This is a genomic window from Plantactinospora sp. BB1 (assembly GCF_003030385.1).
In the GTDB taxonomy this organism is placed as follows: Bacteria; Actinomycetota; Actinomycetes; order Mycobacteriales; family Micromonosporaceae; genus Plantactinospora.
Genome location: NZ_CP028159.1, coordinates 2,420,869 through 2,444,220 on the forward strand (window position 1 = coordinate 2,420,869; position 23,352 = coordinate 2,444,220).

Here is a 23,352-nt window from a genome sequence, read left to right on the forward strand (position 1 = left end):
GCCGAGGTTCCTGGGTTGCGGGTCGACTGTCGGCGGGCCGAACTCGACCGGGCCCGGTCCGGGTGCGTCCACGGGCAGGACCCGGTCGGCGGTCCGGTCCCGGAACGGCTGGTTGCGGTGCCGCCGGTCGGGCTCGCCCACCGGGACCACCTTGACCCGTTGGCGCCCGGACCGCACCGCGCCCACACTGGACAGTGCCCGGGCGAGCAGCAGGGCGGCGTCCCGGTCCTCGGCGCGGACGATCTGACGGCGCTGTTCCGGAGAGGTCTGTTCGTCGCGGAGGCGCTCCCCCTGCGCCCAGGCAGCGGCCAACTCGTCATCAGCGGCGGCACGGATATCCGTGCGAACGATTAGAAACCGCATGGGTGTCTCCGAAGGCCGGTGACGGACGATGATCCTGCGATTACCTACCGAAGTCATTACGTGGAACTTCCACGTCCCCTCGGGTTATGTTCACCCATTCCTGGCCGGTGGGCAAGTGAAACGCGCCGATTGGAGTAGTTGCTCGTCCGATCAGGTGACACAGGGTCAACATCCCTTGGGCGGCCGGGAGGTCAGGGCGCCGCCGGTCGACACGCAGGGTCAGCTCCCGCCGCGACGTACGACGAAGCCGCCGGCTCCCACGTCGGGAGCCGGCGGCTCGGAACCCGGATCCGTACGGCACCGGCGGAAGGCGCCGGGATCGGCCGTGACACCGAACCCGGAGTCGCCGTCGAACACGGCGGCGCCCCGGGGTCGGATCGGGGGCGAACTACTGCTCGGTCAGCCGTCCGGAGCGGCGACTGCGCTGGGTGGGCGGCATTCCCGGGTCACGGCTGGCCGGCTTCCGGGGAGCCGACGAGCGCTGTGCCGCCGTCTCGGCGAACCAGGTGATCGTCTCCTCCGGACTCAGCGCCGCGTCCTGGAGCCACTCGAAGACCATCGAGTAGGTGGCGATCTCCTTGGGATCGGTCACCATCAGGTTGGTGGCCAGCCCCTCGATCGCGAGCGTCTCCGGGTCCTGCGGCTCGGCGAAGCGGTAGAGCGAGAACCCGGTGTGCGGCAGGTACCAGTCCGCGATGGTCTGCTCGGTGGGGAGGACCTGGAGCGTCACGTTGGGCAGTCCGGCGAGCTTGCGCAGCTGGATCAGCTGGGCGCGCAGCACCTCGCGCGGCCCGGCCCGGCCGCCGAGCGCCGCCTCCTCGATCACCGCGTGGTAGCGGGGCGGCTCGACCTCGCGGGTGAGCAGCGACTGCCGGGCCATCCGGGCCGCCACCTCGGTCTCGGCATCCTCGGTGTCGTCGCTGTCGGGGTCGTCCACGAGCTGCCGGGAGGAGAGGATGCGCAGGTTGACGTAGCCCTTGCTCTGCAACAGGCCGGGCACGATCACCGGGCTGTACTCGCGGATCTCCGCACAGCCCGCCTCCAGCTCGGCGTAACCGCGCTGCCGGGGCGTCATCGTCGCGTACGAGCGCAGCCAGCCCCGGATGTCGCCGGCCTCGTTGGTGATCGCGGTCAGTTCGTCGCGCAGCGCCCCGGTGACCTTGTAGAGGTCCAGCAGGTCGAGGACGTCGCGCAGGTCGGGCCGGCTGCGGCCGTTCTCCAGCCGGGACAGTTTGGAGGCCGACGCCCAGCCCACCGCCTCGATGACCTGGTCGCCGGTGAGCTTGGCGGACTCCCGCAGCTTGCGCAGTTCCGTGCCGAGCCTGCGCCGCCGCAGGATCGGGCTGGGTTGAGCAGGAGGCACTGGATCCTCGCTCTCGTTTCCGTCGAGCCCGTCGCCGGGCAGGTGCGGACCGTCCAGGTCGCGCTCCCGGCGGTCCAGTATGCCGCTCGTACTTCACGGCGTGCCGTCGAATGGTAACGGCGTGTCTAAATGGAGGGGGCTTTCCGGGACGCTTCCACCCCCCTGCCGTCGGATAGCCGATCGAGTTCCGAGCGCTACCAGCCGCCCCGCCACCATCGACTGCGACGAATTCTCACAACCACGACCCCCCGCCGTACGCCAGCAGAGAACGCGCCCCAACCAGTACGGCGAACAGCCGCCGCGGGCGACCCGGCGCCGGCGACCCCACCCGTCGGCGGTGAGCACGTCGAACCCGGGTGTCCGCGGTCCCCGAGCGGCTCGCCGCCACCTCGAAAGGGACCCCTCGCATGCGAACCATCCTGCGTCGCCCCGACTTCCGGCTGCTCTTCGCCGGACTGGTGTTCAGCATGACGGCAGAGTCGATCATGCTGTTGGCGCTCGCCGTCTGGGTGAAGGACCTGACCGGCTCGGACGGCATGGCGGGCGCCACCATCTTCGCCATGGTCGCGCCGATGGGGCTGGCCCCGATCGTGGGCTGGGCGGTCGACCGGTTCCGCCGCCGCCCCTTCTTCCTCGCCGCCAACCTGGTCACGGCGGTGATGCTCACCCCGCTGTTCCTGGTCCGGGACCGTACCGACGTCTGGATCATCTACGTCGTCGGTGCCCTGTACGGGCTCTCCTACGTCGCCCTCGGCGCGACCCTGAACGGGCTGATCAAACAGATCGTCCCCGAGGAGCTGATGGCCCAGGCGAACGGCGCGTTGCAGACCGTCAAGCAGGGCCTCCGGCTGGTCGGACCACTGGCCGGGGCGGCCCTCTACACCGGGGCGGGCGGCTGGACGCTGCCGACGGTCGGCATGATCGGGTTCGTCGCCGCCGCCTGTGCGGTCTCCGCGCTGCGGATCGCCGAGCGGACGCCCGGCCCGGCCCAGCTCCGCTGGGTGACCGAGGTCGGGGCGGGGCTGCGGCACATGGTCGGCGAGCCGGCGCTGCGCCGGGCGGTCGTCGGCGCCGCGCTGGCCGTCCTGGTGATGGGGTTCAGCGAGTCGCTGATCTTCGCGTACGTGGACCGGGGGCTGGGCCGGGAGCCGGGCTTCGTGGGAGTGCTGGTCACGGTGCAGGGCATCGGCGGGGTGCTCGGCGGGCTCTCCTCGCCGGCCGTGGTACGCCGGTTCGGCGAGCTGGCCGCGCTGGCCGTCGGGGTGGCGCTCTTCGCGCCCGGTGCGCTGCTGCTGGCGTACCCGACCATCTGGCTGGCCTTCGTCGCCCTGGTGCTGCTCGGCTTCGGCCTGCCGATCGCCTTCGTCGGGCTGAACACGCTGATCCAGCGCCGCACCCCGGGCCCGCTGCTCGGCCGGGTCGCCGCCGCCTCCGAGGCGCTGATCAGCGGCCCGCAGGCGATCTCGATCGGCACCGGCGCGCTGCTGGTCGGCTTCGTCGACTACCGACTGCTCTTCGTGGTGATCGCGGTGGTGATGACGATGGCGGCCGGGTACCTCTGGGCCGGGCGGGCCCTCTCCGCACCACCCGCCCCGGGTACGGCGACCCGCTCCGACGTCGCGCCGAACGTACCGGCGCCGGACGTGATCCTGCCCGACGTACCGCCGGTCGCCGGCTCGGCGGAGGCGTCGCCCTCGGCGGAGGCGTCGCCGACCTCGGGATCCCGGCCCCGCTGAGCGCCCCGTCGAACGGACCGTGCGGCGGTGGGCCCGCGCCGGGCCCACCGCCGACCCGGTCAGCTTCCGGCGAGCGCGGCCAGGTGCTTCTTGACGTCGACGATCGACGGGTTGGTCAGGGCCGAGCCGTCGTCGAACCGCACCGTCGGCACCGTCTGGTTGCCGCCGTTGACGCTCATCACGTACTCCGCGGCGGCCAGATCCTGCTCGATGTCCACCACCGTGTAGCCGATGCCCTCCCGGTCAAGCTGTGACCTGAGCCGGTGGCAGTAGCCGCACCAGGACGTGGAATACATCGTCAACATCGTCGAGACCTCCGCGGTGCTCAGTCGTTTCCCGGCCTGGCCAGACCGGTTCGGCCCGGTCGGGCGTCGGATCGGACGGGTTGCCGATCGCACAGGCTAAAGGTGCAACGTCGGGAGGGGCTGCCATGATTCCTACCTGTGGTGGCTGACTCGCGCGTGGAACGGATCCTGGCCGGACTCGACCCGGAGCAGCGCACCGCCGTGACCGCTCCGGCCGGGCCGGTCTGCATCCTGGCCGGCGCCGGCACCGGGAAGACCCGGGCGATCACGCACCGGATCGCGTACCGGGTGACGGCCGGCGAGGTCGCCGCCCGGCACGTGCTCGCGGTCACCTTCACCGCCCGGGCCGCCGCCGAGCTGCGGGCCCGGCTCGGCGCGCTCGGCGTACCGGGGGTGCAGGCCCGGACCTTCCACGGTGCCGCGCTGCGCCAGGTCCGCTACTTCGCCTCCCGACTGCTCGCCGGCCGGGAGATGCCCGAGCTGCTGGACAGCAAGGTCCGGCTGGTCACCCTGGCCGCCGCCCGGGCCGGGCTGCGCACCGACCGGGCCGCCGCGCGGGACCTGGCCGGCGAGATCGAGTGGGCCAAGTCGTCCCTGATCGAGCCGGGGGAGTACGTCGTCGCGGCGGCCAAGGCGCTGCGCGAGACGCCGCACGACCCGGCCAGGGTGGCCGAGGTCTACGCCGGCTACGAGAAGGTCAAGCGGGCCAACGGCGTGATCGACTTCGAGGACATGCTCCGGGCCGCGGTGTGGGGGATCGAGGAGCACCCGGACGTCGCCGAGCAGATCCGGGCACAGTACCGACACTTCGTGGTCGACGAGTACCAGGACGTGAACCCGCTCCAGCAGCGGCTGCTCGACGCCTGGCTGGGCGGCCGGGACGACCTGACCGTGGTCGGCGACGCCAGCCAGACGATCTATTCGTTCACCGGTGCCACCTCGGCGTACCTGATCGACTTTCCCCGCCAGCACCGGGACGCGGTGGTGGTCCGGCTGGTCCGGGACTACCGCTCGACGCCGCAGGTGGTCGGGCTCGCCAACGCGGTGATCCGGCAGGCTCGGGGTGCCGAGGCACGGCTGCGGCTGGAACTTCACGGGCAGCGGCCGCCGGGCCCCGAGCCTGATCTGCGGATCTTCCCGGACGAGCCGGCCGAGGCCGCCGCCGTGGCGGTGCGCTGTCGCGACCTGATCGCCGCCGGCACGCCGGCCCGGGAGATCGCCGTGCTGTTCCGGACCAACGCGCAGTCCGAGGCGTACGAGAAGGCGCTCGCCGAGGCGGAGGTGCCGTACCAGGTCCAGGGCGCCGAGCGCTTCTTCGAGCGGCCCGAGGTCCGGCAGGCGCTGGTCGCGCTCCGCTCCGCGACCCGCTCGACGCCGGGGGAGACGCCGCTGGTCCCGGCCGTGGTGGAGGCACTGTCGGCGGTCGGTTGGGCGCCCGACCGGCCCCCGCCCGGTGGCACCGCCCGGGAGAGCTGGGAGGCGCTGGCCGCCCTGGTCCAGCTCGCCGAGGAGTACGCGGCGACCCCGGTGGTACTGCCGCTCGGCGAGGCTGCCTCGGTCGAGCGGCCGGTGTCGCTGGCGGACTTCTGTGCCGAGCTGGGCCGGCGGGCCGCCACACAGCACGTGCCGACGGTCGAGGGCGTGACGCTGGCGTCCCTGCACTCGGCGAAGGGGCTGGAGTGGGACGCGGTGTTCCTGGTCGGGCTCTCCGACGGCACGCTGCCGACCAGCTACGCGAAGACGGCCGAACAGCTGGAGGAGGAGCGCCGGCTGCTCTACGTCGGGGTGACCCGGGCCCGCCACTGGCTCTGGCTGTCGTACGCCTCGGCGCGCTCGCCCGGTGGTCGGGCCAGGCGGCCGTGCCGGTTCCTGCCGCAGTTCGAGCGTTCCGGCGGTGGTGGTCGCACCGTCGAGGCGTCCGGCGGGAGTCGGAAACCCGACCGTCGGCGTACCCAGGTCGTCTCCTGCCGGGTCTGCGGGGCGACCCTGCTGGCCGGCGCGGACCGGAAACTCGGCCGCTGCGCCACCTGCCCGTCCGACCTGGACGAGGAGTTGCTCGACCGGCTGCGCGACTGGCGGGCCCGGGTCGCCGGGGCGCAGAAGGTTCCCGCGTACGTCGTCTTCACCGACGCCACCCTGCTCGCGCTCGCCGAACGCCGTCCCGGCCGGCCGGCGGAGCTGCTGGCCATCGCCGGGATCGGCCCGCGCAAGGTCGCCCTCTACGGCGACGCGGTGCTCGCCCTGATCAGCGGTGTCGGCGTGCAGGACGTGCTCTTGACGGAGGAGCCGACCGAGCCGGCGCCGGGCTGAGCCGAGGGGCGGTCGACGGGTGTCGGAAGAAAGTTCCGAACTCTCGCCGTAATTCGTTTGCCCTCGCGCCGGGAGGAGGAATAGCCTCATGGCACACCTCGCGAGCGGCGGCTTTCAGGCTGTTCAAGAGGGGGACGAGTCCGATGTTGGCGACGAGTGAGAGTCAGGAGGTGGCCCCAATGGGGACGACCTATGTCACCCAGCGACCGTGGGCGCTGCCTGCTGCCCCCGCTCAGGTGTCAGAGGTCGGCTGCATGCTGATCACTGAACTCCTCCAGCGCTCGCAGGCGCACCAGGTCCTGACCCAGGCCGAGCTGGTTCAGGCACCCGCGTCCGCTGAGCACCAGGGGACCAATGGATTCACGGGCAATGGCATCCGTGTCGGCGTCAAGCGGATGGATGTCAGCGGGGTTCCACCTCGAGGGAGACCGGTCTAACACAGACCAGCCGGCTCACCTCGAGGCCGCGGACCCCGTACACCGGGATCCGCGGCCTTAGTCATTTCCGCACTGCCGAAGTAAGTCGGAACAGCGATCTACGAGATCGAAACGAGAGAGAGGTGACCGGGCGATGAGTCTGGCGTTGGCCCCCCTCGACGCGAACGTCGAGCTGGAGGCGAACCTGCCCTGCCGGAAGTTCGACCCCGACCTGTGGTTCGCCGACTCGCCTGCCGAGCTGGAGCTGGCCAAGTCGCTCTGCGGGGACTGCCCGCTGCGCGTCGAGTGCCTCGCCGGTGCGGTGGAGCGGGAGGAGCCGTGGGGCGTCTGGGGCGGCGAGATCTTCGAGCGTGGCGCGGTCGTTCCGCGCAAGCGGCCCCGTGGTCGCCCGCGCAAGGAGGACGTCGCCCGGGACGCGGCGCTGCGGGTCGAGGCCCAGGCGCGGCTGGCGGCCAGTGGCCTTGCCGAGTCGCGCAGCGCGGTCCGGTTGGCGGCCTGACATGAACCCGATCCGTACGAACGCCGGTCTGGTATCGGCGCCGAACACCGCGATGGCCGCGGTGTCGAAAACCATCACTGCCATGCCCATCCGAGACGGAGCCACCAAGATGCATCTCATCCACGAAGCGTTGTCACGGGCTCGAATGCGCCTGCCTCAGGCCGGTCGCAGCACCACGAGCACTGAGGCAACCCGATCCGCCCGCACGATCGCGCTGGAGGCCCGTCGCCGGGCCGCCCGCGAGCTGGGCAGCTTCTGAACCGTCGGCCCACGCCGTCGGTACGTGTCCGAACCTGACACCTAACAGCCGGGCCGGTCGCGGCGGGAGGAATCCCGTCGTGGCCGGCCCGGCGCCGTGACGTACCCGGGTCGGTTCAGGCCACCGGGGCGAATCCGGGCAGCCAGCGCTCCACGATGCCCCGGTACGGCGCCTTCGCCTCCAACTGGCAGAGCACCCCGATCGAGCCGAGGGTCACCCGGTGGATCAGCAGGTACGACGGCGGCAGGTTGAGCTGCCGCGAGAGCTGGTACGCCGGGGAGCGCGGGTTGGCCAGCCGGGCCGCCTCGACCCGCAGCCACGCCCGGGTGAACCGGAACTCCTCGACCGAGAGCGGTTGCAGGATCGGCATCAGGAAGTCGAGTACCGCCTGGGCGTCGATCGGGGTGTCGGGGCGGATGAACCCCTCCTCGCGCAGGCCGGCCACCACCGCCTCGGCGTCGCCGGCCAGGGCGAGCCGGACCAGCCGACCGATCGGTTCCGGGTGCCCGCCGGGGAGCCGGGCCACCGCACCGAAGTCGATCACGCCGAGTCGCCCGTCCGGCAGCAGCCGGAAGTTGCCGGGGTGCGGGTCGGCGTGCAGCAGTCCGGCGCGCATCGGGGCGGAGAAGTGCAGGGTGGCCATCAGCCGGCCGGCCTGGTCCCGCTCGCTCTCGGAGCCCGAGTCGATGATCGCCGACATCGGGGTGCCCTCGACCCAGTCGGTGACCAGTACCCGGGGCGAGGCGGCGACCACACCCGGTACGAAGATCTCCGGATCGTCGGCGTACGCGGCGGCGAAGACCCGCTGCGACTCCGCCTCGAGTTCGTAGTCCAGCTCCTCGCTGATCCGTTCCCGCAACTCGTTGAGCAGCGGCTTGATGTCCAGGCCCGGCTGGATCGCCCGGAACATGCCACCGAGCCGGGAGAGTTGCTTCAGGTCGGAGAGGAGCGCCGGTCCGGCACCCGGGTACTGCACCTTGACCGCGACCGGCCGACCCGCCGGGGTCGGGGTACCCGTCTTGGCCGCCGCCTTCGCACCGCGTCGCCGGACGGCCGGGGTGCTGCCGCTCTCGACCTTCCAGATCGCCCGGTGCACCTGACCGATGCTGGCCGCGGCGGCCGGCTTGTCGTCGAACTCGACGAACAGCGACCGCCAGTCCGGCCCGAGCTGCTCGGCGAGCACCTTGTGCACGCTGGCCGCCGGCAGCGGCGGAGCCGACTCCTGGAGCTTGGTCAGCGCCTGCCGGTACGGTGCCGCGACCTCCTCGGGCAGCGCCGCCTCGAAGACCGACAGTGCCTGCCCGAACTTCATCGCCCCGCCCTTGAGCTGGCCCAGCACGCTGAAGAGCTGCTCGGCGGTGCGCTGCTGGATCTCGTTCGAGATCACCTCGGAGGCGAGGCCGGTGACCCGCTTGCCGACGCCGAGAACGGTCCGGCCAGCGAAGCCGAGTGGCAGTGCGGCGAGCTTGGCGGTCCGGGAGACGGCGCGGCGCGGGATGTCGGTCACCAGATCATTGTTACCGACTCGACGAGATCCGGTCCGCCGTCGGCGGGTGGCTCAGGCCACGTCCTCGCCGCCGTCGACCGGCCGGGACCTGATCCGGGCGCCGGAATCCGACCTCGCGTCCCGCGCCGTGCCCTACTGGGCGGCCCCGTCGCGCGGGTCCGCTCCGTGGGAGACGGTCCACTTCTGTCCCGCTCGGGCGGTTCGGCCGGTTCCGGCGCCGGCCCCGGACCGGGGCCGACGTGGAGGGTGCCGGGCACGTCCGCCGCACGCTCTCAGCCGGGACCCGGGCACCCGGCCGGCCCTTCCGGTGGGTGCGGCGCTTCGGGTGGGCGAGGCGCTTCGGGTGGGTGCGGGGCTTCCGGTGGGTGCGGCGCCGGGCGGGACGGCGTACCGCGCCGCCGTCGGGTGCAGCCACATGCCGGATGCGGCGGCCAGGTGCGGCGGCGCAGTCGTCCGGTACCGGTCACCTCGACCGCCCCGCCCACCGTCTCCGGGGTACCGCCGTCGAGGAAGGTGAGGACCTCGCCGACCGCGTACCCGACCGCCGTGACCAGGGTCGCGGTCAGGCAGGGTTCCTGGCCGTCACCGGCGGCCAGTTGGGCGGCGAGGCCGGGCCAGCCCGGATCGCGGTCCCGGCGGTGCAGGTCGACGCAGTTCAGGCAGGGCGACCCGGCGGCCCGGACCAGTGGGCCGACCACCGGGACGCCGTCGCGCATGGTCAGCAGCAGGTGTGCCTGCCGGTGCTGGGCGTAGCCGGCGGCGAGGAGTCCGGCGGGGCGGTCGGCCCCGACCTGGACCACCAGGTCGGCGGTACCGCGTCGGACGGCTCGGGTGATGGTGCCGGGCACGGACCGGGCGATCGCGTCCACGACGGCGGCGGCGCTGGGCCGGCGTACGTCGGTGGCCAGCAGTCCGGTCCCGACGGTGTCCGCCGGCCGGACCCGGCCGCGCAGGTCCGGGTGCACCTGACCGACGCCGGCCTGGGCCAGGGTCACCGCCACCGGGGCGGCGAGCCGGCCCTGACCGGTCACCACGACCCGGGCCGCCGCCCGGCGCCGGAGGAGTTGGGCCGGGGTGCCCGGCGAGTCCCGGCCGTGCAGGGCGAGCGCCGCCGCCTCTGCGGAGAGCCGCTGCCGGGCCGGCTCGGGCAGGTCGGTGGGGAGCAGGGTCTGCGCGGCGACCACCAGGCCGGCGGCGCGCAGGGTGTCGATCAGGGTACGGGCGTCGTCGCGGGACACGTTGATCGTTTCCGCGTGGTCGAGGACGGCCCGCTCGCTGCGGCTGCCGTCGAGCAGGTCGAGCAGCCGGGCGGCGGACGGGTCGGCGACCTCGATCAGGACGGCGCGCCGGGGGTCCAGGCCGAGTTGCAGGGTGTGTCGGTCACGCCAGAGTCGGGCGAGTCCGGGCAGCAGGGTCGGGCGGGGCAGCACGCTTCGGGTCATGGAGCGACACGCTGTCACCGCGCGGGTGCGGGCGGGCAGCGGTTGTCCACAGCGGTTGGGGGCTGTGCACTGCTCTATCCACAGGATCTGGGGTGTTATCCACAACCGATCGGTAACTTTTGTCGTCGCGCGGACATCACGCCGGGTGTCCGTAGCGCGACAGTGAAAGCGGGAAGGGGTGGCGCTCGGCCACCCCTTCCCGCAGTTCCGCGTGGTTCTCGATGATCAGACCTTGGCCTTGCCGAGGATCCGGTTGACGGTCGTGCCGCAGACCGGGCACTTGCCCTTGGCCATGTTCATGCCCGTCTTGGAAACCTCGACGTTGCCCTCGAAGTCACGCTTTTCCTTGCACTTCACGCAGTACCCGTTGTAGGTCTGGGCCTTCTCGGCCACGGTGCCCTCCTCGTCTCATCCGCCGGCTCTCGCGAGCCTGACGTGCGCCCGGCGGCGGGCGGCCACGTAGGCGCCAGCGCTGGGGTTTCTCCGCGGTCACCGATGTGACCGCCGGTCCGCGGACCCTACCCAGGTCTGGGCAGTTCCATGTCAGCAATCTGTCGACACTGTGAGGAAGCCGACGACCAGAGTGTGCATGCCGGAATAGGTCGGATAAGTCAGTTTCGCAGGGACACGCCGGATGAACCACGTCAGATCGCTGATCAGGGGGGCCTGGCGAGGTCGGCGGATGATCGTTTACCGTTGCCTCCGACGCTCGCCCCGTACGCCGCCGCGAGGGGCGAGCGGGGCCGATCATGGACGTGCGGGCGATCACCGCAATGAATTTTTTCCGGACGGCTCGCCGCTAACCGGTATTTTTCCGGCGGCTATCTATGGGTTGACTCTTGCGGTGACCTGGTCAGTAAGCATTAGTTTTCCATCGTGAACGAAACCCGGGGCTGCGCGGGCCGCTAATGGCGGGGTTGCGGAAGCCGGTCGTCGAGGTACGGCGCAGTCAGCGTCGGCGCCGGACGGTGTCCGCCTACCGGGACGGCGAGCGCGTCGTCGTCCTCATCCCCGACCAGTTCTCCCGCGCCGAGGAGACCGAGTGGGTGGATCGGATGCTCGCCCGGCTCGCCGCCCGGGAGGAGCGGCTCGGGCGCTCCGACGAGGAGCTGCTGCTCCGGTCCCGCCGGTTGATCGACCGCTATCTGAGTGAGCACGGCAGGGCGGCGGTGCCGGCCAGCGTACGGTGGGTGACGAACCAGAACGGGCGGTGGGGCTCCTGCACCCCGGCCGACCGGACCATCCGGATCTCGCACCGGATCCAGGAGATGCCGGAGTGGGTGATCGACTACGTGCTGCTGCACGAGTTGGCCCACCTCGTCGTGCCCAGTCACAACGCACGGTTCTGGGAACTGGTCGGGCGCTATCCGAAGACGGAACGGGCCCGGGGCTATCTGGAGGGCGTCGCCGCGACCACCGGGATCGTCCTGCCGGACTGAGCCCGTACCGGTGCGCCCGGTCGGCCCGGACGGGCGGTGCGGCCGGGCCGGGTGGCCGGCCCGGAAGCTCGGTAAGGTCGGCGGGTGACCCGCCGTGTGATCGTGGTGATGCTCGGACCCGTCGCCTGGGCGCCGCCCGGGACCGACCCGGCCCGCTGGCGCTCGGCACTCGCCGAAGACGCCGTCGACCTGGTCGCCACGCTGGCCCAGGTGGAGCCGGCGATCGCCGTCACCGCCGCCGACCGCGCGCTGGCCGACGCGGTCGCCTGGCCCGGCATGCCGGTCTACGACCTGCCGACCCACCAGGTCGGTGCCGCGCTCGACGCCGCGACCCGGGACGGCTACGACCAGGCCGCCGTGCTCGTCGCCGACGCACCCGACGTGCCCGGCCTGATCCTCGGCAAGCTGCTCCGCCCGCTGACCAGCCGCCCCGTCGCGGTCGCCCCCGCGACGAACCCCGGCGCCGGACTGCTCGGGCTGGCGACCCGGCTACCCGCACCGGACTGGCTGCCGGACCTCGACCTCGACACCGCCGGGGCGGAGCTGGTGCGCGGTGCCGCACCGCGACCGGCCGAGGTCGCGGTGACGCCGGGCTGGCGGCGGCTCCGCGGCCCCGCCGACCTCGCGACGCTCGATCCGGCGGTCGAGGGCTGGGACACCACCCGGGTACTGCTCGGCGGCTGACGCCGGGACGCCCGCCGCCCGCCACCCGGGCCCCGACGGACCGTCACCCGCACCGATCACGCCTGCCCGGAGCTCCGGACAGCACCGTCCATGCCTGCCCGGGGCTCCGGGACACGCCGCTGTCGAGCCCCGGGGTGCCGGGTCACTCCGGGTCGCGTCGCTCCGAGCCCGGCTCGCCGGAGTCGTCCTCGGCCGCGGGCTTGCCGAAGTCGAAGTCCTCCAGGTCGCCGAGGTCGAGTTGGGACCGGGCGAAGGCGTCCGGGTCGGCGAAGTCCTCCTCGGCCGGGAGCAGGTCCGGGTGTCCCCAGAGCGCGTCCCGACCGGCGATGCCCCGGTGCTCGGTGAGCGCCGCCCAGAGCGCGGCGGCCTCGCGCAGCCGCCGGGGGCGCAGCTCCAGCCCGACCAGCGCCGCGAAGGTCTGCTCGGCCGGACCACCGGCGGCCCGGCGCCGCCGGAACGCCTCGGAGAGCCGGTTCACGTTCGGCAGCCGTTCGGCGGCGGCGGTGTCGACGACGTGGCACACCCAGCCCTCGACCAGGGCCAGCGCGGTCTCCAGCCGGGCCAGCGAGGCCTTCTGCGCCGGGGTGTCCTCCGGGGTGAAGATGCCCTCGACCGAGAGCGCCTGCACCGACTCCGGATTCATCGGGTCGAGTCGGCCCATCGCCTCCTCGATCGCCTCCCGGTTCACGGTGATGCCGGTGGCGTACATCTCGACGGTGGTCAGGACGTGCCCGCGCAGCCACGGTACGTGCTGGAAGAGTCGCTGGTGCGCGGCCTCGCGCAGGGCGACGTAGAGGCGTACCTCGTCCTCGGGGAGTTCGAGGCCCTCGCCGTACGCCCGGATGTTCGCCGGCAGCAGCGCGGCCGTGCCGGCCGGGCCGAGCGGCAGGCCGATGTCGCCGGCCGAGAGCACCTCGGCGGCGAGCGAGCCGAGGGCCTGGCCGAGCTGGCCGCCGAAGAGCGCCCCGCCCAGCGTGGTCAGCATGGACTGCATCGGGCCGAGCTGCGCCCGGGCCTCCGGCGGCACCAGGTCGCCCATCGCGGCGACCATCCGCCCGGCCACCGGGTCGCAGAGCTTCTTCCAGACGTCCAGCGTCTTGTAGATCCACTCGTTCCGGTTCCACGCCACGGAGGTGCGGATGCCGGAGGGGTGTGCCGAGGTCGGGTCGAGCCAGAGGTCGGCCAGCCGGAGCGCCTCCTCGACGGCGTTGCGCTCGTACGGCGTGACGGCCGGGTCGCCGGCCGAGGAGAGCTGGCTGGCCGCGACCTGGCGGGCCAGGTCCCAGTTGACCGGGCCGCTGCCCGGCGCGGCGAGCAGCTGTTGCAGCTGCGCCATGAACTGCTGCATCTGCTGCGGGTCGTTGGGGTCGGGCGGCTGGCCACCCGGCAGGGCGAAGCCGAACGGAATATCAGGCACCCGTCCACGGTACGCGCGCCGGGGGGTGCGCCGCCTGCCCAGGTGTCACGCCGAGGGCGAACCTCGGGTTCGCGGGCCGGCCCGGAGGTGTCGGCTGGGTAGGCTTGGCGGCCATGAGACGTCGCGGTGTCACTGTTCTGCTCGGCGCGGTGCTCACCGCCCTGCTCAGCATCGGCGTACTCGCCGCCCCGATCCCGTACGTCGTGCTCGGCCCGGGGCCGACGGTGGACACGCTGGGCCGGCAGGACGACAAAGAGGTGATCCAGGTGTCCGGCCGGGAGACCTCGACCTCGGCCGGACAACTCCGGCTGACCACGGTCGGCGTGCAGCCCGACGTCAAGCTGCTCTCCGCGATCGCCGGCTGGTTCTCCCCGGACGAGGCCGTGGTGCCGTACGAGTTGATCTACCCGCCGGGTCAGACCCAGCAGCAGGTGGAGGAGCGCAACGCGGAGGACTTCGCCGCCTCGCAGACCAGTGCCGAGACGGCGGCGCTGCGCGAACTCGGCTATCCGGTGCAGGTGGTGGTCAAGAGCGTCACCGCGGGTGGCCCGTCGGAGGGGATCCTCAAGGCCGGCGACGTCTTCACCTCGGTCGACGACAAGCCGGTGGTGGTGGCGAGCAGCCTGACCGACCTGATCCGGTCGCGGCCGGCCGGCTCCCGGCTGAAGATCGGCTACACCCGGGACGGTAAACCGGCCACCGCGACCATCGTCAGCGCGACCACCGACAACAACCCGCCCCGGATCGGGGTGGAGATCGAGCAGCGGCAACCGCACCCGTTCGAGCTGAAGATCGACCTCGGGGACATCGGCGGGCCCAGTGCCGGGCTGATGTTCGCGCTCGGCATCATCGACAAGATCCGGACCGAGGACCTGACCGGCGGAAAGGTCATCGCTGGTACCGGCACCATCAACGACCTGGGCGAGGTCGGCCCGATCGGCGGCATCCCGCAGAAGCTGGTCGGCGCGAAGAACGCGGGCGCGAAGTATTTCCTGGTACCGGCCGGAAATTGCGAGGAGGCCGTCCGCAACGCCCAGTCCGGGCTGCCGATGGCCCGGGTCGGAACCCTCGACGAGGCGCTGAGCGCACTGGACACGATTCGGGCCGGAGGCCAGCCGCCGAAGTGCTGAACCACCGCAGGCCCGAAGGGGGACCGGTCGGACTCAGGAACACCCCGTAGTCTAGGTGCTCTGATCAGAGCCGGTCATTGCCGAAGGTGCGGAGCCAACAGTGGTCATGCGTAGCAGCCCCCTGCCAAGAATGAGTCGACGCGGTCGCGTCACGGTCGGCGTACTCCTCGGGGTGTTCCTGCTCCTCACCCTGCTGGGCTGGGGCGTCCAGGCCTGGACCGACTGGCTCTGGTTCGACGAGGTCGCCTACACCCGGGTCTTCAGCGGGGTGCTGGTCACCCGGATCCTGCTCTTCGTGGTGATCGGCCTGGCCATGGCGCTGCTGGTCGGCGGCAACATGTGGCTGGCCTACCGGCTGCGGCCGGTGCTCCGGCCGAACTCGCCGGAGCAGGTGACCCTGGAGCGCTACCGCTCGGTGCTGGCGCCCCGGATCGGCACCTGGCTGGCCGCGATCGGGGTGGTCGTCGGGCTCTTCGCCGGCCTCTCCGCGCAGACCCGCTGGGGTCAGTGGATGCTGTTCCGCAACTCGCAGAGCTTCGGCATCGAGGACCCGGAATTCAAGATCGATATCGGGTTCTACGTCTTCCAGTTCCCGTTCCTGCGTTATCTGCTCGGCGTCGGCTTCACCGCCGTGGTGCTCGCCATGATCGGCTCGCTGGCGATGCACTACATCTTCGGCGGAGTCCGGCTGCAGGGTGTCGGTGACCGGATGACCGGCGCCGCCCGGGCCCACCTGACCACGCTGGTCGCGGTCTTCGTGCTGCTCAAGGCGCTGGCGTACGTCCTCGACCGGCGGGCGATGCTGCTGGAGTTCAACGAGGGCGTCGACCTCTACGGCGCCGGCTACGCCGACATCAACGCGCTGCTGCCGGCGAAGGAGATCCTGGCGTACATCTCGGTGGTGGTCGCGCTGGCGATCATCCTCTTCTCCAACGCCTTCATCCGGAACCTCGTCTGGCCCGGCATCTCGCTCGCCCTGCTCGGCATCTCGGCGGTGGCGATCGGCGGCATCTACCCGTGGGCGGTGCAGACCTTCGAGGTCAAGCCGAGCGTCAAGGACAAGGAAGCCGCGTACATCGAGCGCAGCATCAACGCCACCCGGGACTCCTTCGGGCTCGCCACCACGGTGATGGCGCCGTACAGCGCGGCGAACCTGAAGCCGCCGGAGTCGCTGGCCACCGACACCTCGGTGGTGCCGAACATCCGGCTGCTGGACCCGCAACTGGTCTCCGAGACCTACACCCAGCTCCAGCAGGTGCGGGGCTTCTACGACTTCGGCCCGAAGCTCGACATCGACCGCTACCAGGTCAACGGCGAGACCCAGGACTACGTCGTCGGGATGCGAGAGATCAACTACCTGGAGCTGACCGACCAGCAGAGCAACTGGATCAACCGACACACCGTCTTCACCCACGGGTACGGCCTGGTCGGCGCCCCCGCCAACCAGGTGGTCTGCGGCGGGCAGCCGTACTTCGTCTCCGGCTTCCTCGGCGAGCGGGCCGAGGAGGCGTGCTCGTCGGCGACCGAGACGATCCCGGCCACCCAGCCGCGGATCTACTACGGCGAGCAGATGGACGGCAGCGACTACGCGATCGTCGGGCAGACCGAGGGGAACAACCCGGTCGAGTTCGACCGGCCGACCGGCCGGGACGGTGGCGAGCAGTACTACACCTACACCGGCAAGGGCGGGGTCGAGATCGGTTCCTTCGGTCGCCAGCTGCTCTACGCGATCAAGGAGCAGGAGCCGAACTTCGTCCTCTCCGGGGCGATCAACGACGCCTCCAAGCTGCTCTACGTGCGTAACCCCCGGGACCGGGTGGAGAAGGTCGCGCCCTTCCTCACCCTGGACGGCGACCCGTACCCGGCGGTGGTCGACGGGCGGATCCAGTGGATCGTCGACGGCTACACCACGGCGGCCACCTACCCCTACGCGGAGCAGGTGAACCTCCAGCAGGAGACCGCCGACGAGCTGACCGGGCTGGGCACCTTCGAACTCGCCCGGGAGAACGTCAACTACATCCGGAACTCGGTGAAGGCGACCGTCGACGCGTACGACGGCACGGTGACGCTCTACCAGTTCGACGAGGCCGACCCGGTGCTGAAGGCCTGGAACAAGGCGTTCGGCGGAAACCTGGTGAAGCCGAAGTCGGAGATCCCGGCCGCCCTGGCGGCACACTTCCGCTACCCGGCCGACCTGTTCAAGGTGCAGCGCAACCTGCTGGCGAAGTTCCACGTCACGGACCCGTCCGAGTTCTTCTCCGGGCAGGACTTCTGGGAGGTGCCGAACGCGCCGGACGCGCCGGACTCCGGTGAGCGGCAGCCGCCGTACTACCTCTACACCCAGTTGCCGGGGCAGGAGTCGCCACGCTTCCAGCTCACCTCGGCGGTCACCCCGGCCGGCCGGCAGAACCTCGCCGCGCTGATCAGCGGCTCGTACCTGAACGGCCAGCCCCGGCTGGAGGTGCTGGAACTGCCCGACCAGACGGCGGTCTCCGGGCCGGTCCAGGTGCACCAGAAGATGACCAACAACGCCAACATCCGGCAGGAACTCAACCTGCTCTCCTCGAACCAGGCCCAGGTGCAGTACGGCAACCTGCTCTCGCTGCCATTCGGTGACGGGATGCTCTACGTCGAACCGGTCTACGTGAAGAGCAACCAGACGAACGCCTATCCGCTGCTGCAACGGGTGCTGATCTCGTACGGCGACGGCGGTCAGTACGTGGTGTTGGCGAACAGCCTCGAAGAGGGCATCAAACAGCTCGTCGAGCAGGGCAAGAAGGCTGCCCCGACCACACCGACGACGCCACCGCCACCGACCGACGGCGGCACGAACCCGACGCCGACGCCGACTCCGACGGTGCCACCGGCGGACACCAACCCGCAGCTCACTCCGGAGCTGGCCGCCGCCGCTGGCAAGGTGCAGGCCGCGATCGCCGAGGTCAGGTCGGCCCAGACCGCCGGCGACTTCGAGCGGTACGGCCGCGCGCTCAAGGCGCTCGACGAGGCGATGACCGAGTTCCAGAACGCCCAGCGGGCGAGCGGTAACCGGGCACCGGCTCCGGGTTCGTCTCCGGCCCCGGCCGGCTCACCGGCGGCGAGTGGCGGTACACCCAGCGCGCCGGCATCGCCGAGCGGCTGACCAGGTCGTACCTGGCTGCCCGGCGGCGGTGACACGGCCGTCGCCGGGCAGTTCCGGCCCTGTTTTGCGGGCCGTGGACGGTGTGCGCTAGGGTTAACGAGCCGACGCGGGGTGGAGCAGCTCGGTAGCTCGCTGGGCTCATAACCCAGAGGTCGCAGGTTCAAATCCTGTCCCCGCTACCACAGAACCATCAGATAGAACCCGGTTCCCACACCATGGGGCCGGGTTCTTGCTTTTCCGCGTTCCTTGCACCGCGCCGGTGTTCCTCGCACCGCCGGTCTTCGTGACGTTGCCGGTGTTCCTGACGCTGCCGGTGTTCTCTGCGTTGCCGGTGTTTCTATTGAGTTGGACTTCCGGCCCGGTTCGGCTAGGGTTTCATCCGGCGACGCGGGGTGGAGCAGCTCGGTAGCTCGCTGGGCTCATAACCCAGAGGTCGCAGGTTCAAATCCTGTCCCCGCTACCAACGAGAAACGGCCCCTCGGATCTTCTCCGAGGGGCCGTTTCCACGTCACCTGCCGACCGGCCCGGCCATCGGCGTGGATGCCGGGCGAGGAGACTCGCCCGGCGTTGCCGCCTCGTGCCGGCGTGCTTAACTGGTGGCGATGCTCAGCTCGCACGAGGTCGATCTGTTCGAGAGCTCCAGGGGCCGCCTGGAGGCGATCGCCTACCGCCTGCTGGGCTCGGCGACCGACGCCGAGGACGCGGTCCAGGACACGTTTCTGCGGTGGCAGGCGGCCGACCGGGAACACATCGAGACGCCCGAGGCCTGGCTGACGAAGGTACTCAGCAACGTCTGCCTCAACCAGCTCAGCTCGGCGCGGGCCAGGCGCGAGAAGTACGTGGGCAGTTGGCTGCCGGAGCCGCTCCTCGCCGGGGACCGGATGCTCGGCCCGGCCGAAACCGCCGAACAGCGCGAGCTGGTCTCGATGGCGGTGCTCACCCTGATGGAGCGGCTGTCGCCGAACGAGCGCGTGGTCTACGTGCTGCGCGAGGCATTCGGCTACCCGCACGGCGAGATCGCCCGGATCCTCGACATCACCGAGGCGAACTGCCAGCAGATCTATCGGCGGGCCAGGCAGCATGTCAGCACCGACCGGACCCGGATCGAGATCGACGCCTCCGCCGCGAAGAAGATCGCCGAGGAGTTCCTCGCCGCCGCCGTCAGCGGGGACACCGAGCCGCTGGTCAGGCTGCTGACCGACGACGCGGTGAGCATGTCCGACGGTGGCGGCCGGGTCCCGGCCCGCAGCACCCCGGTCGTCGGCGCGCTCGGCATCGCGCGGTTCCTGCGGGGCGTCTTCGCGCCGAACGACGCCAAGCGGGCCACCTTCGAGGCCCTGGTCGGCGGGAGTTTCACCATGCACGCCGTCGTCGTCAACGACGGCCCCGGCGTGCTGGTCACGGTCGGGGAGCGGGTGGTCGGCGTCATGTCGCTCGACGTCACCCCCGACGGTGTGGCCGCGATCCACGTGCAGGCCAACCCCGAGAAGCTGGAACGCGTGACGCGGCAGTGGGCCGCCTCCGATCGCGGAGAGCCGTCCGGCCCCGGCTGATCTGGCGAAGCTGCCCGGCCCCGGCCGGTGACGCAGCTTACAGCGAATCCTGTCAGGGATCGTGCCGCTATCCGGTTCAGGAGGCGAGCAGGCCACAGCAGACAGGAGCGGAACCATGAAGCACCGCATCGTCGTCCTCGGGGCCGGTTACGCCGGGGCCCACGCCGCCGGGCGCCTCGCCCGTCGCCTCCACGCCGACGACATCGAGATCACCCTGGTCAACGCCGACCCTGATTTCGTCGAGCGGGTCCGGCTGCACCAGCTCGCGGTCGGGCAGGATCTGCGGCCCCGGCCGTTGCGCGACATCTTCGCCGGCACGGGCGTCCGGGTACGACCGGCCCGGGTCACCGCCGTCGACGCCGACCGCAGGACCGTCGACCTGGCGGACGGGCACGGCGGCGCCGACCAGATCGGCTACGACACCCTCGTCTACGCCCTCGGCAGCACCGTCGCCGAGCACGGGGTGCCCGGCGTCGCCGAGCACGCCCAGCACGTCGCCAGCCGGCAGGGCGCGCTGCGGCTGCGCGAGCGGCTGCACGACCTCGCCTCGGGTGCGACCGTACTGGTCGTCGGTGGCGGCCTCACCGGCATCGAAGCGGTCACCGAGATCGCCGAGGCCAGGCCGGACCTCGACGTCGCGATCGCCACCCGTGGCGGCCTCGGCGACTGGCTGAGCGACAAGGCCCGGCGACACCTGCGCGGCGTCTTCGACCGGCTCGGCATCACCGCCCACGAGCACACCGACGTCGTACGCGTCGACCAGACCGGCGTGCTCACCGGCACCGCCGAGCGGATCCCGGCCCAGGTGACCGTCTGGACGACCGGCTTCGCCGCCGACCCGATCGCCGCCGCCAGCACCCTGGCGCTCGCCGACACCGGGCAGATCGTCGTCGACGAGACCATGCGCTCGATCTCGCACCCCGACGTGTACGCCGTCGGCGACGCCGGGCTGGCGGAGGGGGCGGGCGGCAGGCCACTGCGGATGTCCTGCGCCTCCGGCATCCCGATGGCCTGGAAGGCCGCCGACGCCATCGCGGCGCGGCTGACCGGCCGCAGGATGCCCGACAACACGATCGGGTACGTCCAGCAGTGCGTCAGCCTCGGCCGGCACGACGGCATCATCCAGTTCGTGACCACCGACGACCGGGCCAAGCCCTCCGCCCTGACCGGCAGGACGGCGGCGCGGTACAAGGAGTTCGTCTGCGCGGGTGCCGCCTGGAGCGTCGCCCACCCGACGATCCTGCTGCCGTCCCGGCGCCGTCGGCTCACCGCGACGGTCGGGGCCGAACCGCTGCCGGCCACCGCCGGCTGAGTCGCCACCGTTCGGACCGTACGTCCTCGCCGGCCCTCCAGAGATCGTCTGGGGGGCCGGCCCGTTCTCGCGGCCGGGCTTGGGTGGCCCGGGCAGTTCGGTGATACTGCCACTGCCGGATCTGCCGGCGCGGACCGACGGGAGGGTGGGCGAGTTGTTGACCGGGGCCGTACTCGGTGCCGCCGCGATGACCACCGGACTGGTGGCCGGCGTCTTCGTCCTGTACGCACACACGATCATGCCCGGACTGGGCCGGACCGACGACCGAACCTTCGTGGGCGCCTTCCAGGCCATCGACCAGTCGATCATCAACCCGTGGTTCATGTCCTGCTTCTTCGGGTCACTGGTCCTCACCGGTGTCGCCGCCGCCCTGCACCTGCCGGCGCCCCGGCACGGCGGGCTGCCGTGGACCGTCGCGGCGTTCGTGCTGAACCTGGTGGTGATCGTGATAACCCTGGCGGTGAACGTGCCGCGCAACGACGCGATCAAGGCGGCCGGGGAGCCGGACCGGATCGCCGACCTCGCCGGGGTACGCCGGGACTTCGACGAGCCGAGGTGGCGGGCGTGGAACCTGGTCCGGGTCGTACTCAGCTGCACGGCGTTCGGATCTCTGCTTGTCGCGCTCGTCAGCTCCGGCCAGCGGGGCTGAGCGGGTTCCCGTCCGGTGATCGGCCGCGTTGCCGGCGGGACTTGCGGGTAGCCCCGAGGATGTAGCCATGGAGATTTTCCGGAACTGGTGGGTCCGCCTGACCGCAGTACTCGGTACGGCGGCGTTGACAGTGTTCGTACCGGCCGTCGCCTGGGCGTCGAGCGGGCCCGGCGAGTTGGTGCTGGAGGCGGCCCGGGGGCGCCGGGCCCGGGGCAGCTTCGGGATCTGGGGACTGGTCTGCTGCCTGATCGTGGTCGGCGTGATCGTCGCCGTCCTGGTCCTCATCATGCGCAACCGCCGGTCGGGGGGAAAGCGCTGAACAGCCCCGCCGGGTGACTCCGCCCGGCAGGCAGCCGCCCGCCCCGTGCGGCGGGCCGGACGGGCCCGGTCTCCGGGGTGTCCGGAAGGGGACCCCTCCGCCGAAGGGGAGAACGGTGGACGGGTCCCTTCCCGGCGGTCAGCTCGTCAGCGCGGCGTTCGCCTGGCTGATGAAGGACGCCGCGGCCGTACGCGGGGAAGCCTTGCCGAACTGGACGCTCTCCGCCGCCTGGATCAGCAGTTGCTTGATCGTGGCGTGGCCCTTCGGCGGCGGTACCGGCGCCGGCCCGAACTTCTCCGTCATGGTGGTCTCGAAGGCCACCGACTGCTTCATGCTCTCGTCGGTCAGCGACGCCTCCACCGTCCGCCGTACGTCCAGGTTGGCGCTGAGCCCCCGCTCGGTGCCGAGGATCTCGCCGGCCACCGCGTCGTTGACCAGGAAGTCGATGACGTGCACGACGGTGTCCGGATGGCGGGTACCCCGGAAGGCGGCCCAGTAGAGCGAGGCCCGGGCCCAGTGCGCGGCCGGGTTGCCGGGATAGCTGACCACCTTGAGCTTGTCCTTGGTCAGCTTCTGCAACTCCGGGAGCTGGTTGGACCAGACGAACGAGGTCGCCGCCTGGCCGCTGGCCACCAGCTGCTTGGTCACGTCACCGCTGTTCGCGGGCTGGATCACCTGCGGCGGAGGGGCCGCCCCGCGCTCCCGGGCGTCCGCCCACAGCTCGAACCAGCGGGTCAGGTCGCTCTCGGTGAAGCCCATCTGCCGGCCCCGGTAGAGCTCCTTGTCCTGCGAGCGCAGCCAGAGCCAGAGCGCCTTGTAGTCGGCGGACGGGTCCATGGTGCCGAAGACCTCGCCGTCGGTGCGCTCGGTGACCTGCTCGGCCCACTCCAGGTAGTCCTGGTAGGACATTCCGATCTGCGGCTCGGGCAGGTCGTACCGGTCGAGCAGGCTCTTGTTGTAGATCAGGCCGGGGGTGTTCTCCGCCGCCGCGGCGGCGACCGTACGGCCGGTCACCTGGCTGGACTGCGCCAGGCCGGCGGGGAGCTTGCGCAGGTCGAGTACGTCGGTCCGGACGTAGTCGGTCAGGTCCAGCAGGATCTCCCGCTGCGCGTACTCGGTGAGGTAGTTGTCGTCGATCTGGAAGATGTCCGGGGCGTTCCCGGCGGCGGCCTCGGTGGAGAGCCGGTCGAAGTAGCCGGCGTTGCCCTGGAAGGTGAACTTGAAGGTGACGTCCGGGTAGCGCTTGGTGTAGACCTCCAGCGCCTGCTTGGTCAACTCGGCCCGGCGGTCGCCGCCCCACCAGAAGACGGAGAGTTCGACCTTGTCGTCCTGGGGCGCGGCGTCCTCGGCGGTGCAGCCGGAGGCGAGCGCGATGACGACGACGAGCAGCACGGCACCCAGGCGCCGGCCGAGTCGGCCGGCCGGCGGTCTGCTCGGCACGGGGGAGGGGAGGGGAAGAGGCACGACAACTCCTGACGACGACACCGGG

19 protein-coding genes, 2 tRNA genes and 1 pseudogene are annotated in these 23,352 nt (G+C 71.5%); 14 read left to right on the plus strand and 8 right to left on the minus strand.

Annotated features, from left to right (window positions below; translation table 11 throughout):
* Positions 1-129: 129 nt before the first annotated feature.
* Positions 130-363, minus strand: a pseudogene (locus C6W10_RS10420) (hypothetical protein); the annotation flags it as partial.
* Positions 364-751: 388 nt separating this feature from the next.
* Positions 752-1,726, minus strand: coding sequence for a helix-turn-helix transcriptional regulator (locus tag C6W10_RS10425; protein WP_107257895.1), 975 nt, complete (start codon positions 1,724-1,726; stop codon positions 752-754).
* A 407-nt stretch (positions 1,727-2,133) separates the two neighbouring features.
* Between C6W10_RS10425 and C6W10_RS10430 the strand changes: the two genes are divergently transcribed.
* Positions 2,134-3,462 carry an MFS transporter gene (locus tag C6W10_RS10430; protein ID WP_107257896.1) on the plus strand — a complete coding sequence of 443 codons (1,329 nt, stop codon included), beginning with the start codon at positions 2,134-2,136 and terminating at the stop codon, positions 3,460-3,462.
* A gap of 59 nt (positions 3,463-3,521) precedes the next feature.
* Here C6W10_RS10430 and C6W10_RS10435 read toward each other — a convergent pair whose 3' ends face one another.
* Positions 3,522-3,767 carry a mycoredoxin gene (locus C6W10_RS10435; RefSeq protein WP_107257897.1) on the minus strand — a complete coding sequence of 82 codons (246 nt, stop codon included), beginning with the start codon at positions 3,765-3,767 and terminating at the stop codon, positions 3,522-3,524.
* Positions 3,768-3,908: 141 nt separating this feature from the next.
* On the opposite strand from C6W10_RS10435, the gene C6W10_RS10440 reads away from it, so the two are divergent.
* The 3 genes from C6W10_RS10440 to C6W10_RS10455 all read left to right on the plus strand — a co-directional run bounded on the left by C6W10_RS10440 (position 3,909) and on the right by C6W10_RS10455 (position 7,272).
* Positions 3,909-6,077, plus strand: a complete 2,169-nt coding sequence (locus C6W10_RS10440; RefSeq protein ID WP_369938191.1) for an ATP-dependent DNA helicase UvrD2 — start codon at positions 3,909-3,911, stop codon at positions 6,075-6,077.
* A gap of 570 nt (positions 6,078-6,647) precedes the next feature.
* Complete coding sequence (locus tag C6W10_RS10450) at positions 6,648-7,013, plus strand: WhiB family transcriptional regulator (protein WP_101369728.1); 366 nt, start codon at positions 6,648-6,650, stop codon at positions 7,011-7,013.
* A gap of 1 nt (position 7,014) precedes the next feature.
* Positions 7,015-7,272 carry a hypothetical protein gene (locus C6W10_RS10455; RefSeq protein WP_234359501.1) on the plus strand — a complete coding sequence of 86 codons (258 nt, stop codon included), beginning with the start codon at positions 7,015-7,017 and terminating at the stop codon, positions 7,270-7,272.
* A gap of 115 nt (positions 7,273-7,387) precedes the next feature.
* On the opposite strand, the gene C6W10_RS10460 is transcribed toward C6W10_RS10455, so the two are convergent.
* From C6W10_RS10460 to C6W10_RS37930, 3 genes are all read right to left on the minus strand, one after another.
* A complete protein-coding gene (locus C6W10_RS10460; protein WP_107257900.1) occupies positions 7,388-8,779 on the minus strand; it encodes an AarF/ABC1/UbiB kinase family protein in 1,392 nt (463 codons plus the stop codon).
* Between the two features lie 272 nt (positions 8,780-9,051).
* On the minus strand, positions 9,052-10,221 hold the full coding sequence (locus C6W10_RS10465; RefSeq protein ID WP_234361687.1) for a hypothetical protein: 1,170 nt from the start codon (positions 10,219-10,221) through the stop codon (positions 9,052-9,054).
* 225 nt (positions 10,222-10,446) lie between these two features.
* On the minus strand, positions 10,447-10,614 hold the full coding sequence (locus C6W10_RS37930) for a DUF5679 domain-containing protein (RefSeq protein ID WP_165436864.1): 168 nt from the start codon (positions 10,612-10,614) through the stop codon (positions 10,447-10,449).
* A gap of 515 nt (positions 10,615-11,129) precedes the next feature.
* Between C6W10_RS37930 and C6W10_RS10470 the strand changes: the two genes are divergently transcribed.
* Both C6W10_RS10470 and C6W10_RS10475 read left to right on the plus strand, forming a co-directional pair.
* A complete protein-coding gene (locus C6W10_RS10470) occupies positions 11,130-11,660 on the plus strand; it encodes a M48 family metallopeptidase (RefSeq protein WP_107257901.1) in 531 nt (176 codons plus the stop codon).
* Positions 11,661-11,744: 84 nt separating this feature from the next.
* Entirely contained in the window at positions 11,745-12,344 is a 600-nt protein-coding gene (locus tag C6W10_RS10475; protein WP_107257902.1) for a hypothetical protein, read from the plus strand.
* Positions 12,345-12,486: 142 nt separating this feature from the next.
* On the opposite strand, the gene C6W10_RS10480 is transcribed toward C6W10_RS10475, so the two are convergent.
* Positions 12,487-13,692: a zinc-dependent metalloprotease gene (locus tag C6W10_RS10480; RefSeq protein ID WP_199853488.1), complete on the minus strand. Its 1,206-nt coding sequence runs from the start codon at positions 13,690-13,692 to the stop codon at positions 12,487-12,489.
* 182 nt (positions 13,693-13,874) lie between these two features.
* Here C6W10_RS10480 and C6W10_RS10485 point away from each other — a divergent pair, with 182 nt between their 5' ends.
* The 8 genes from C6W10_RS10485 to C6W10_RS10520 all read left to right on the plus strand — a co-directional run bounded on the left by C6W10_RS10485 (position 13,875) and on the right by C6W10_RS10520 (position 21,863).
* Positions 13,875-14,891, plus strand: a complete 1,017-nt coding sequence (locus C6W10_RS10485; protein ID WP_107257904.1) for a PDZ domain-containing protein — start codon at positions 13,875-13,877, stop codon at positions 14,889-14,891.
* Positions 14,892-14,997: 106 nt separating this feature from the next.
* Entirely contained in the window at positions 14,998-18,030 is a 3,033-nt protein-coding gene (locus tag C6W10_RS10490) for a UPF0182 family protein (protein ID WP_199853354.1), read from the plus strand.
* 105 nt (positions 18,031-18,135) lie between these two features.
* Positions 18,136-18,212: transfer RNA gene (locus tag C6W10_RS10495), tRNA-Met, on the plus strand.
* Positions 18,213-18,416: 204 nt separating this feature from the next.
* A tRNA-Met gene (locus C6W10_RS10500) sits at positions 18,417-18,493 on the plus strand.
* 139 nt (positions 18,494-18,632) lie between these two features.
* On the plus strand, positions 18,633-19,583 hold the full coding sequence (gene sigJ, locus C6W10_RS10505) for an RNA polymerase sigma factor SigJ (protein ID WP_107263826.1): 951 nt from the start codon (positions 18,633-18,635) through the stop codon (positions 19,581-19,583).
* A 115-nt stretch (positions 19,584-19,698) separates the two neighbouring features.
* Entirely contained in the window at positions 19,699-20,895 is a 1,197-nt protein-coding gene (locus tag C6W10_RS10510; RefSeq protein WP_107257906.1) for an NAD(P)/FAD-dependent oxidoreductase, read from the plus strand.
* Between the two features lie 145 nt (positions 20,896-21,040).
* A complete protein-coding gene (locus tag C6W10_RS10515; RefSeq protein WP_234361688.1) occupies positions 21,041-21,544 on the plus strand; it encodes a DUF1772 domain-containing protein in 504 nt (167 codons plus the stop codon).
* Between the two features lie 67 nt (positions 21,545-21,611).
* Positions 21,612-21,863: a hypothetical protein gene (locus tag C6W10_RS10520; protein ID WP_107257907.1), complete on the plus strand. Its 252-nt coding sequence runs from the start codon at positions 21,612-21,614 to the stop codon at positions 21,861-21,863.
* Between the two features lie 138 nt (positions 21,864-22,001).
* Here C6W10_RS10520 and C6W10_RS10525 read toward each other — a convergent pair whose 3' ends face one another.
* Complete coding sequence (locus tag C6W10_RS10525) at positions 22,002-23,303, minus strand: ABC transporter substrate-binding protein (protein WP_234361689.1); 1,302 nt, start codon at positions 23,301-23,303, stop codon at positions 22,002-22,004.
* Positions 23,304-23,352 lie beyond the last annotated feature (49 nt).